The 11,940-nt window shown below is 66.2% G+C and carries 9 protein-coding genes; 5 read left to right on the forward strand and 4 right to left on the reverse strand.

What is annotated here, in order from left to right:
- Position 1 precedes the first annotated feature (1 nt).
- A complete protein-coding gene (eccCa, locus tag ACT3S6_RS01010) occupies positions 2-3,979 on the forward strand; it encodes a type VII secretion protein EccCa (RefSeq protein ID WP_443382541.1) in 3,978 nt (1,325 codons plus the stop codon).
- Positions 3,980-4,026: 47 nt separating this feature from the next.
- Positions 4,027-5,034, forward strand: coding sequence for an EamA family transporter RarD (rarD, locus tag ACT3S6_RS01015; protein WP_443382538.1), 1,008 nt, complete (start codon positions 4,027-4,029; stop codon positions 5,032-5,034).
- A gap of 27 nt (positions 5,035-5,061) precedes the next feature.
- Here rarD and gabT read toward each other — a convergent pair whose 3' ends face one another.
- From gabT to ACT3S6_RS01030, 3 genes are all read right to left on the reverse strand, one after another.
- Positions 5,062-6,450 carry a 4-aminobutyrate--2-oxoglutarate transaminase gene (gabT, locus tag ACT3S6_RS01020; protein WP_443382535.1) on the reverse strand — a complete coding sequence of 463 codons (1,389 nt, stop codon included), beginning with the start codon at positions 6,448-6,450 and terminating at the stop codon, positions 5,062-5,064.
- 143 nt (positions 6,451-6,593) lie between these two features.
- Complete coding sequence (locus ACT3S6_RS01025; RefSeq protein ID WP_443382533.1) at positions 6,594-6,734, reverse strand: methionine/alanine import family NSS transporter small subunit; 141 nt, start codon at positions 6,732-6,734, stop codon at positions 6,594-6,596.
- On the reverse strand, positions 6,731-8,332 hold the full coding sequence (locus ACT3S6_RS01030) for a sodium-dependent transporter (protein ID WP_443382530.1): 1,602 nt from the start codon (positions 8,330-8,332) through the stop codon (positions 6,731-6,733). The genes ACT3S6_RS01025 and ACT3S6_RS01030 overlap by 4 nt, the downstream gene beginning before the upstream one ends.
- Positions 8,333-8,452: 120 nt before the next feature.
- On the opposite strand from ACT3S6_RS01030, the gene ACT3S6_RS01035 reads away from it, so the two are divergent.
- From ACT3S6_RS01035 to ACT3S6_RS01045, 3 genes are read left to right on the forward strand one after another with little or no spacing between them, the layout of a single operon-like run.
- Positions 8,453-9,859 carry a PucR family transcriptional regulator gene (locus ACT3S6_RS01035; RefSeq protein WP_443382527.1) on the forward strand — a complete coding sequence of 469 codons (1,407 nt, stop codon included), beginning with the start codon at positions 8,453-8,455 and terminating at the stop codon, positions 9,857-9,859.
- Between the two features lie 25 nt (positions 9,860-9,884).
- The gene (locus ACT3S6_RS01040) at positions 9,885-10,319 is read left to right on the forward strand and encodes a hypothetical protein (RefSeq protein WP_443382525.1); all 435 of its coding nucleotides are present in this window, start codon (positions 9,885-9,887) and stop codon (positions 10,317-10,319) included.
- 5 nt (positions 10,320-10,324) lie between these two features.
- Positions 10,325-10,846, forward strand: a complete 522-nt coding sequence (locus tag ACT3S6_RS01045; protein ID WP_443382522.1) for an HIT family protein — start codon at positions 10,325-10,327, stop codon at positions 10,844-10,846.
- On the opposite strand, the gene ACT3S6_RS01050 is transcribed toward ACT3S6_RS01045, so the two are convergent.
- Complete coding sequence (locus ACT3S6_RS01050; protein ID WP_443382519.1) at positions 10,843-11,940, reverse strand: polyprenyl synthetase family protein; 1,098 nt, start codon at positions 11,938-11,940, stop codon at positions 10,843-10,845. The genes ACT3S6_RS01045 and ACT3S6_RS01050 overlap by 4 nt on opposite strands.

The following is an 11,940-nucleotide window of genomic DNA, read 5'->3' on the forward strand; positions in this document are numbered from 1 at the left end:
GATGGCCCAGCGAATCATCCACCGCCCAGCGCGGACCTCGGCACCACTGCGCATCTTCCGCCCCTTCCTTCTCGACGGTCCCCCACCAGTCGAAGGCGAGGCCCCGGGGCTGAACCTGATGTCCATCGTGCCCATGCTCGGTGGCGCCGTCTCCATGACCGCCATGATGATGTTCCGCAATTCCCCGTTCGCGGCCATCGGCGCCATGATGATGATCGTGACCGTGGTGATCGCCATCTTCATGATGTTCTCCAACCGGGGCAAGGCCGTGAGGACGCGCACCCAGCTGCGCGAGAACTACATGCGCTATCTGGAACGCTCCCGGGTGAACATGCGCTCCGACGAGATCGAGGCACTCGGCGTGGCCCGGCAAAGCGCCCCACCGCCCGAGGCCCTCTTCGACATCGTCCGCACCCCCATGAGGCTCTGGGAACGCCGGCGCGGAAACGAGGACTTCCTGCACGTCAGGATCGGTTCCGGGTCCCGCCCCTGCCGGGACATCACGGTCAACGACGTCTCCGGCGCCACCCAGCAGACCGATTCCTTCATGGCCGCTGAAGCCGAAATCCTCAGGCGCCGTTTCTCCACCAGCCCCGACATGCCGGTGACGGTTCCGCTCGATTCGGTGGGGAACGTCAGCATCATCGGCGACCGCGACTTCGTCACCGCCACCACCCGGAACCTCCTGGTTTCCGCCAGCGCGTTCCATTCGCCCGAGGATCTGGGTCTGGGCATCAGCACGCCCGAGGATTTGCGGGACGACTGGCAGTGGGCGACCTGGTTGCCGCATCTGGCGGACCAGGGCCGCAGTTCGGGGGTGGAACTGGAGCGTCGGATCGGCCCCGACCTGGCGTCGTTGGCCGACATCATGGATACCGATCTGCAACGGCGGGCCAAGATCGCCGTGGAAGCCAAGAAGGTCAATAGCCGGGCCAGCCAGGCCTTGGCACGGCTCGTCGTGGTCTCGGATACCCATGGATCCCGGGCCCAGGAGCTGCCCTTGGCCGACCGGTTCCTCACCCCCGGGGATCTCGGCCTCACGGTCCTGCACCTGGTGCACGACCGGAGCGAGGAACCCAGCGACATCACCATCCGGATCACCCAGACCAGTGAGGGGTTCCAGGTCCAGGACTACCGGGCGGATCCGGTGCATCCCGACGTCTCCTCCGGATCCCTGGACCCCCTCTCCGTCGCGACGGCTGATGCGCTGGCCCATGAACTGGCTCCCCTGCGGCTCTCGGCCGACTCGCTGGAGCATGGGGGGTCCGGCCAAGGCGCCGAGAGTTTCCTCGGCATGCTCGGGCTCAGCTCGAACCTGGACCGGGCCGATATAGAGCGGACCTGGAAACCGCGTGGCGACGCCGAATTCCTGCGGATCCCGTTGGGGCCCGACGACGCCGGCCGTCCCACGGTCCTGGATCTGAAGGAGTCCGCGCAATTCGGCATGGGTCCGCATGGGTTGTGTGTCGGGGCCACCGGTTCGGGCAAATCGGAGATGCTGCGTTCACTGGTCTTCGGACTCCTGGCCACCCACTCCCCGGACGTGCTGGCCATGGTCCTCGTGGACTTCAAGGGCGGGGCTACCTTCGCCCCCTTCGAGGGGGCGCCGCAGGTCACGGGCATCATCACGAACCTCTCCGATGACCTCTCACTGATCGAACGCGTCTATGCCAGCCTCAACGGCGAGATCCTGCGCCGCCAGGAGGTCCTCAAGGCCGCCGGGAACATCGCCAACATCACCGATTACCAGGTCCACCGCAACGAACGTCTGGCCCGCGGGGAGGACATGGCCCCCTTGCCGCATCTGGTGGTCATCATCGACGAGTTCGGTGAACTGCTGACCGCACGCCCCGATTTCATCGACCTGTTCCTGTCCATCGGACGCATCGGCCGCTCCATCGGCGTCCACTTGTTACTGAGCAGCCAGCGCGTCGAATCCGGAAAGCTCAAGGGCCTGGAAACCTATCTTTCCTACCGGTTGGGCCTGCGCACGCTCTCGGAATCCGAATCGCGGACCGTGCTGGACAGCCCCGATGCCTTCCACCTGCCCCCGGTGCCCGGCTACGGCTTCCTCAAGGTCGACACCACGGTCTATACGCGATTCAAGGCCGGCTACGTGTCCGGCCCCGTGGAGGACGTCCGGCAGGACGAGGCGGATGAACTGGCCCCTGCCGAGGTCGCCGAGGTGCTCAGGGTTCCCCGCTATGCCGGGGAGGAACCCGATGGGGAGGAAGGCACCGCCAGGAAGAAGGACGTGGCCGCCAAGCGCACCACCGGGCCGACCGTGATGTCCACGCTGATGGATACGCTGCGCTCCTTCCCGCGTTCGGTCCAGGAGATCTGGTTGCCTCCGCTGCCGGCCGCCATCCCCCTGGATGCCGCAGCCGGCGGCGTCCATCCGGGGGAACATGGCCTCCAGCTGGGGGCGGGAGGCGGTTTGCGGGTGCCGATCGGTCTGCTCGACGACCCGGCCAAGCAGTGGCAGGGCCTCTGGCAGATCGATTTCGGTTCGGGCGGTGGGAACCTGATGATCACCGGAGGCCCGCAGTCAGGTCGCAGCACCTTGTTGCGCACCGTGGTGGCTTCGATGGCCCTGACCCATTCCCCCCATGAAGTCGGCATCTACTGCATCGACCTGCTCGGTTCCGCTTTGCTGCCGCTGGGAGGGTTGCCCCATGTCGGGGGAACTGCGATCCGTACCAACCGGGAGGTCGTCCGCCGCACGGTGGAGGAGCTGGTGGGCATGCTCATGGTCCGTGAGCGGGTCTTCGAACACCACCAGATCGATTCCCTGACCACGATGCGCCGGATGCACGCCGACGGGCGGCTGCCCGAACTGCCCAGCGCCGATATCTTCCTGGTCATCGACGGTTACGGGCAGATCGCCGACGACTTCGAGGAGATCCAGGAAAACGTCTTCGCGCTGATCATGCGCGGTGGGGGCTACGGCATCCATGTGGTGACCACCTTGAACCGCAATGCGGAACTGCGCATGGCCCAGCAGGGCTTCTTCGGCAACAAGATCGAAACCGCCCTCGCCGAACCCTCGGACTCGCAGATCGATCGGAAGGTGGCCCCCGGGATCAATCCGGAGGCCCCCGGACGGGCCTTGTCGGACCGCAAGCTGATCGGCCATGTGGCGCTGCCTCGGATCGACGGGGTCCACGATCCCGAGGACCTCTCCGACGGGCTGAAGGACCTGGTGGCCCAGGTGGCCGAACACACCACTGAAACCGCCATGAAGGTCCGGGTGCTGCCTCCCAGCGTCGCGTGGGACCAGGCGCCCGCAGCCTCGGGCCGGGGCCGGTTCCCGCTCGGGCTGCGCGAGGTCGACCTCGGAGACCACGTCCTGGATCTGCAATCCAAGGACCGCCACCTGATCCTGCTCGGCGACGAGGAATCTGGTAAATCCAACATCCTGCGCAACGTTATCGCCACCCTGGTCGCCCAGCACGCCCCGGATGACTTGCTGTTCGGCGTCTACGACCCCCGCAAGGGGCTCGACGACGTCGTGCCCGACGACTATCTGGGTGGTTACGCCGGCAGCGCCATCGTGGGCGAGCAGCTCTCCGGGGCCCTGGCGGCCGAACTGGAGCTGCGCAGCACCGGAGGCGACGAGGAGAACAAGCCCAGCAAGGCGAAGCTGGTGGTCATCGCCGACGATTACGACGTGTTGACGGCCAGTGGTTCCTCCCCGCTGTCACGCCTGACCCGATACCTGCCCATGGCTGATGAACTGGATCTGCATGTGATCCTGACCCGCAAGGTGCGCAGTGCCAGCCGCGGAATGTATGAATCGTTCTTCTCCACCCTGCGCGACGCCGGAACGGCCGCCCTGATCATGAGCGGGGACCGGTCGGAGGGTGGACTGATCAACAACATCCGGGCCCGGCCGCTTCCCCCGGGACGCGGCCAGCTGGTCCAGACCGGTCGACCGGTGCAGACCATCCAGACCTATTTGAACTCCGACACGGAATAGCCCCCGGAATGCGGAATAGGCCGGGCACGCCCCGGGTTGCCAGAGGTATGTCCCACCAGAGCGCCTCCGAAGCACCCGTACGTCCGGGAACGGCGGGCGCCGCACCCCGGCCGAGCCGCGCCGGATTGGGGCAGGGTCTCGGTGCCTACGGGCTATGGGGCCTGATGCCGCTGTACTTCATGACGATCGCGATCGCTTCACCGACCGAGATCGTGGCCAGTCGGATCGTGTTCAGCCTGGTCTTCTGCCTGCTGCTCATCACCATCACCCGCAGCTGGGATGACCTGGGCGTGCTCTTGCACGATCGCCCTGCCCTGCGACGGCTCTCCCTCGCCGCGGTCCTGATCACCGTGAACTGGGTGACCTACGCCTTTGCCGTGCTCAACGGGCACGCCGTGGAGGCCTCTCTGGGCTACTTCATCAATCCGCTGGTTTCCGCTGGCCTGGGAGTTCTCTTCCTGAAGGAACGATTGACCCGGCTGCAATGGACGGCCCTGGGATTCGGGCTCGCCGCGGTACTCGTGCTGACCTTCGCCTACGGTTCGGTGCCGGTGATCGCCTTGACCCTGGCCTTCTCCTTCGGCCTCTACGGCTTCGTGAAGAACCGGGTGGGACGCACCGCCACCGCCGTGACCAGCCTGACCTTCGAGACGGCATTCTTGACGGTTCCCGCACTGGTCTTCCTGGGGTGGCTGATCTCCCGGGGCGAGGCGACGGTACTGAGCAGCGGTCCCGGACACTTCTGGCTCATGGCCGCCAGCGGCATCGTCACGGCGGTACCCCTGCTGCTCTTCGGCGCCGCGGCCCGGCGACTGCCGTTGAGCACCCTGGGGACCCTGCAGTTCCTGAACCCGGTGATGCAGTTCATCATTGCGGTGGCCATCTTCGGGGAGGCCATGCCGGCCGAACGACTGGCCGGCTTCGCCCTCGTCTGGGTGGCCATCATCCTGGTGGCGGTCGACATGCTGCGCCGGCCCGGTCCTCCCCGGATGGCTCGCCGCGCGGCAACTGCCACCGCGCTTAAGCACGACGGCGCCGGACCAGCCAAGGACTGATCCGGCGCCGGCCGTCACCCCGGCCCGTCAGGCGTGCTGGCGGATGGCTGCCTCCAGCACGTCGAAGGCGTCGGCCAACAACTCATCTGAAATCACCAGCGGCGGCAACAGGCGCACCACGTTCCCGTAGGTGCCACAGGTCAGGATGATGACACCGGCGGCCAGGCAGTCGGCGGCGATCTTCCGCGTCAGTTCGGCATCCGGTGCCGTCCCGCCGGCCTGGACGAATTCAATGGCCAGCATGGCTCCACGACCCCGCAGGTCCCCGATGGCCGGCAGCTGCTGCTGCAACGGACGCAGGCGGGTGTAGAAGGCCTCCTCGATGGCGCGGGCGCGACCGTTCAGATCCGCCTCGGCCATGTAGTCCACGGCGGCCAGCCCCGCGGCGACGGCCACCGGGTTGCCACCATAGGTTCCGCCCAACCCGCCGGGATGCACGGCATCAAGCAGTTCGGACCGGCCGGTGACCGCCGAAAGCGGCAGGCCCCCGGCGATGCCCTTGGCCAGGGTGACGAGGTCGGGGACCACGGATTCGTGGTCGACGGCGAACCAGTCACCGGTACGGCAGAAGCCCGTCTGGACCTCATCGGCGATGAAGACGATGCCCTGCTCCTTCGCCCATTCGGCGATGCGCGGCAGGAATCCGTCGGCGGGGACGATGAACCCGCCTTCGCCCTGGATCGGCTCGATGATGATCGCGGCGATCTGGTCGCCGCCGATCTGCTTCTCCATCGACAGGATGGTTCGTTCGGCGGCTTCCTTGCCGGAGATGTTTGGATTCTCCTCACGGAACGGGTAGCTCATCGGCATCCGGTAGATCTCCGAAGCCAAGGGCCCGAATCCCCGCTTATAGGGGGCCGCCTTCGCGGTCAGGCCCATGGTGAGGTTGGTGCGGCCGTGATAGGCGTGGTCGAAGGCCACGACGGCGGTCCGGCCGGTGGCGACCCGGGCGATCTTCACGGCGTTCTCCACCGCTTCGGCACCCGAATTGAAGAACACGCTCTTCTTGGCGTGTTCGCCGGGAGTCAGTGCGGCCAGCCTCTCGGCCAGTTCCACATACCCCTCATAGGGGGTGACCATGAAACAGGTGTGGTTGAAACGTGCCGTCTGCTCGCTGACCGCGGCGGAGACCTTCGCATTGGAGGCACCGACGGTTGTCACCGCAATGCCGGAACCCAGATCGATGAACGAGTTTCCGTCGACGTCCACGATGACCCCGCCATCGGCATCGGCGGCATAGACCGGCACGGACGAGGCGACGCCGGCGGCCACGGTCGCCGCACGACGTTCGGCCAGGGCCAGGGAGGCCGGACCGGGGAACGCCCCGGTGATGTTGCGCTTTTGTTCGAGCCGGTATTCGATCTCCACGGCGGCTTCCTTCCATTCGATGCTGCGTCCGGGGTCAGACGTCGGCACCGAGCCTACGGTCAGGCCTACGGCCGAAGCTAGGGTGCTTGGCACAGGCCTGCCGACGATGCGTTATGCATCCGCACAGCACACGGACGGCGGCGTTTCCCGTCCCCGGAAGGGACGGGAAACGCCGCCGTTGAAGGAAGGCGCTAGTGTTCGGGTGCGGCGGCCTCGGTCAGGTCGTCCTCCGGTTCCTCGGGGTGGCGGGAGAGGTTGATCAGCGCAAGCGCCAAACCGCCCCAGACCGTCACGATGGCAATGATGAGCATGGTGATCGCAATGGGTGTCATCGCAGGGTCTCCTCCTTCTTCGCGGCCGCGTATTCGTCCTCGTCGGCCTTGACTACGTCGTATTCCGGGTCGTTGTTCGCCTTGGATTTCCTGCTCCAGGGAACGAGCGTCAGCAAGAGGGCGATGACGATCAGCGAACCGGCCATCCCCCAACCGAAGACCCCGTTGAACCAGGCAGGGTAGCCGCTGTACTGTTCGGTGGCCTTCTCCTGCAGCTCGGAGATCAGGATGTAGCCGAGGACGATGGGCGTCAGCCCTCCGAGCAGCACCCGCCACAGCCCGCCCATCTTGAGGCTGGAGGTGCGGTTGAGGTGTTCGTGCAGGGCGGGCAGCTTGGTGACACCCACGGTGACCACGATGACCGCGGCCAGGGCGACGGCCATGATGCCGAAGCTGTTCACGAACGCGTCGGTGGTATCGAGCAGCTGCAGCCCCGTGGTGGTGGGGAAGAGCACGAGCGAGATCAAGGCGATCGGCACGGTCACCACCAGCGTCGAAGCCACACGCCCCCAGGCCAGCTTGTCCTGGACGGCCGCGACGATCACTTCCAGGATCGAGATCAACGAGGTGATGCCGGCAAAGACCAGCGCCCCGAAGAACAACACCCCCAGCACCGCACCGAACGGCGCTTGCGAGACGATCGTCGGGAAGGCCACGAACGCCAGGCCGATACCGCCGCTGACGACATCGTCGATGGCGACGTTCTGTGCCTGTGCCATGAAGCCGAGCACCGCGAAGACGCCGATGCCGGCGAGCAGTTCGAAGCCCGAGTTGGCGAAGGCCACGACCGAGCCGGATCCGGTCAGGTCGGTTTTGCGCTTGAGGTAGGAGGAATAGGTGATCATGATGCCGAAGGCGATGGAGAGGGAGAAGAAGATCTGACCGTAGGCCGCGGCCCAGACTCCGGGATCCGCCAAGGCACCCCAGTTCGGGGTGAAGAAGGCATTCAGTCCGTCCATGGCCCCGGGCAGGAAGAGTGCCTGGACGACCAGGATGACGAACATGACCACCAGCAACGGCAGGAAGATGCTGTTCGCCTTCGAGATACCGCGCCGCACACCGAGCACCATGATGGCGATGATGACGGCCCAGACGATGAACAGCGGGATCAAGACCCCCGGCACGTAGTCGAAGCTCAGGCCGGGGACTTCGGCGACCTGCAGGAAATCACTGGAGAAGAACGCGTCCGCGTCGTCGCCCCAGGCCTTGTCGAAGGAGAAGATCGTGTACATCGCAGCCCAGGCGATGATGACCGCATAGTAGATGGCGATGACGAAGCAGATCAGGACCTGCCACCAGCCCAGCGGTTCGGCGGCGCGGTGCATGCGCCGGTAGGCCAGCGGGGCCGACCCGCGGTATTTATGGCCCACTGCGTAGTCCAGGAAGAGCAGCGGGATGCCTGCCGTCAGCAGGGCCACCAGATACGGGATCAGGAAGGCGCCGCCACCGTTTTCGTAGGCAACGTAGGGAAAGCGCCAGATGTTGCCCAGGCCGACGGCGGAACCGATGGCCGAAATGATGAACAACTTGCGCGAGGAGAAGGTTTCTCGTTTGTGGCTCTTGGCTGTCGCTGCCCCGGCCTGAGATGGAGTGGTCATGCCATACACCGTAAACCGCTGTTGCGCTCGTCACAATTACCCCGAGTCGCGTTCGTCACAACAACCAAAGATCCCAACTGTTGTAAGGCCGATGCACAACCACGGACTAGACTGGCGCTTATGGCGATGACGCTCTCCGGACTTTTGTCCTCCCCCACTTTGAAACTCAAGCCCCTCGCCGGGACGGACGACGCCGCAGACAGCGCGCTGTCTTGGGCGGCCGTCACCGAATTGGCCGATCCCACGCCGTTCCTGGCCGGCGGCGAGGTCCTGTTGACCACCGGGGTCCGCCAGAAGACCGTCGCCTCCCAGACCGGGTTCGTCGATCATGCCGTCCGTGCCGGGGTGCTGGCCCTGGGCTACGGCACGGGGCTGACCCACGCCAGGGTCCCCGCCGCCGTCATCCGACGGGCCACGGAGGTGGGCCTGCCATTATTCGAGGTGCCGTACGAGACACCCTTCGTGGCCATCACCCGGATCATGGCCGAAGCACTGGCCGCCGAGAACGTCGCCCGTGTGGAAGGGCTCCTGCAGGGCCACCAACGACTGGCCTCGGCACTGCTCAGCGGCGGTCTGCACCCCTTGCTGCGCGAGCTGCGCCGACAAGTCCAACGGCCTGTTGCGCTCACCCAATACGGGGCCCGGATCCATGGGCCGGCCCCCGCTGCCGAGGGATGGCAGAGCGTGGCAGTCTCCACCGGCCTGCAGGATCGATGCACCTTGTATCTGGAAGGCTCCGGGGCCGGCGGGGGCCTCATCGAATACGCCCAGTCGCTGATCAGCGTCGAGCTGGCCGGCAGGGCCCGGTTGCGCGAATCCCGCCGCACCACCAGCGGACAGGTCCTCTCCGACCTCACCCGTGGAATGGTCGAGGGCCAGGACGCCGCCCTGCGGCTGCAGTCGATCGGGATCGCCCCCCACGCCGCGCACACCCTCCTGCTGGTCGAAGCGCTCAGACCCAACAGCAAGGCGCTACCCACCCTGCCGCTGCCGCCGGGACGGGAAAAGGCGGTCTCGGCCATGGTGGAGGATCGGCTCGCGGTGGTCCTGGACGCCGGGGACGGCGAGGTTGCTGCCTCGGAATTCGCCACCTACCTCTCGGGCGCCGGCATCCCGGCCAAGGTGTCCTACGGCGGCTCCTACGCCCAGGTGACCGGCCTGCGGTGGAGCTATTTCGAAGCCGTCGAGGCGCTGCGTCATGGGGCCCGGATCAACCACCCCTCCAGGATTTCGTTGACGTCGCTGCTCCTGGCGGCCCATGACGTGCCGCTGCAGGCACTGGCAGCCGAGGCGCTGGAGCCCCTGACGGACTTTGATGCCGCCCACGGCTCCGACCTGATGCTCACGCTGCGACGGTTCCTGGAGCTCAATGGCAGCGTCGGTACCGTCGCCGAGGCGTTGGGCCTGCACCGCAACACCGTCAGGTACCGGCTGCAGCAGATCGCCGATCTCAGCGGGTACGACCCTTCGAACACCCCGGACCGGGTCCAGTTGTGGCTGGCCCTCTCGGCCCGCGACGTCTACTGAGTCCCGGGACAGATAGTATTTAGGCATGGCTGAAATGTTCGTGGAGAAGTTCCGTTCCCTGATTCCCAAATACCTTGATGACCAGTGGATTTCACAGGACGGGTTGACTTCCGAAGTGCTCCGTGACGAGCTCGCGGATGCCGGCGTCGAGATCCCCCAGGTGCTCGAGGAGTTCTACCTGGCGGTCGGGGCCTGTGATGACCTCATGGAGGCCTACTACTTCTTCTTCGATCCGGACGAGTTGGAGATCGAGGACGGGTATCTGCTGTTCATGGAGGACGAGGACGAACAGTATGTCTGGGGCTTCCGGGCCGACCAGTTGGACGTCCCCGACCCGATCGTCCATCGTCGCCGCAACGCCAACGGATCATGGGACAGCGAGGAGGGGACCTTCAGCGAATACGTACTCGATTTGTTCGAGTGGGTCTTCGAGGAACTGGAACCCGAACTGGAGGTCTAGCCCACGTGCCGGTGCACCCCCATGGAAGCCATGAGCCGCCCGGGTACCACTGCCCCTTCTGCGAACTGCTGGCCGGCGGCCCGCTGTCGGAAGACAACCTGTGCGTGCCGACCGATCTGGTCTACAGCGACCAGACGGTCGCGGTCATCATGGCCTGCGACGGATTCGGTGATTACGGCGGGCATGCGATGGTCATTCCCGCAGCCCATCTGGAGTCCCTCTACGATCTGGATGACGCCGCCGCAGCGTCGATCATGATCATGACCCGCCAACTCGCCCTGGCCATGAAACTGGCGTGGAATCCCGAGGGGACCTCCACACGGCAGCATAATGAGCCGGCCGGAAACCAGCATGTCTGGCATTACCACCAGCATGTCTTTCCCCGGTATTCGGACGATAACCTGTACCGCCAGCTACGCCACCGGGTTCCCGCTGACATCAGGGCCCGCAAGGCCCGGGAGTTGTCGGCAGCCCTTGCGGCGCTCGGCTGGGCCCCGGACCCGGGACGAGCCCGCCCTTCGGGCTAGTTCTCCCGGGAGACCACGGCATCGGCGAAGGCCGCCAGTGAGGACTTCACCGGCCCCTCCGGCAAGGGGGCCAGGGCCCCGATGGCGTCTGCGGACCATTGGCGGGCCACTGCCCAGGATTTCCGGGTGACCTCATGGGCCGCCAGGGCGGTGACGGCGCGGGCCAGATCCTCGTCGCTGGACAGATCCCCGTCCACCAGTGTCAGCACCTCGGCCGCGGAGGCGTCCCCCGCGGCGGCGGCCTCGCGCAACAACAGCACCGGAAGCGTGGGGACTCCTTCACGCAGGTCGGTTCCGGGGGTCTTGCCCGAATCCACCTGGGCTCCGGTGACGTCGATGACGTCATCGGCCAGCTGGAAGGCCACCCCGACCTTCTCGCCGTAGTCACGCATGACGTCAACGTAGTCGGCGGCCCCGCCGAAGAGGGCGCCGAAGACTCCCGAGGTGGAGATCAACGACGCCGTCTTGTCCCCGATCACGTCGAGGTAATGCGCCACCGGGTCCTCCCCGTCGCGCGGGCCCACGGTTTCGTGCAATTGGCCCAGGCAGAGGCGTTCGAACGTCTTGGCCTGCAGTTCCACGGCCTGGGCCCCGAGCTCGGAGCCGATGACCGAGGCGCGGGCGAAGATCAGATCACCGGTGAGGATGGCCGTGGAGTTGCCCCAGACCTCATGGGCGGTGGGGGCTCCGCGCCGGTAGGAGGCCGAGTCCATGACATCGTCATGGTAGAGCGTGGCCAGGTGCGTGAGCTCGACGATGGCCGCGGCCTTGATGGTCTCGGGGCCCACGCCCTCGCCCAGCAGCGAGGTCAGAATGACCAGCAACGGGCGCACCCGTTTGCCGCCGGCTTCGACCAGGTGGCGGCTGGTGGCGTCGATGAGCGGATCGGAATTGGCCACGGCGGCGCGCAGGACCTTCTCGACCTTGGCCATGCCCTGCGAAATGGCGGGGCCGAATTCTGCGTCCTCGGCGACGGCTCGGAACCCCGGTGGCAGGTTGATGCCCGCGGCGATCGCCGAGGTTTCCGCGAACAAGTCAACGGATTCGGGCACACCGTGTCCGGCGGTCGTCCAGTTGGTCGGGGAATCATTCAC

The sequence above is a fragment of the Arthrobacter sp. AOP36-C1-22 genome, from assembly GCF_052377515.1.
GTDB lineage: Bacteria > Actinomycetota > Actinomycetes > Actinomycetales > Micrococcaceae > Arthrobacter_H.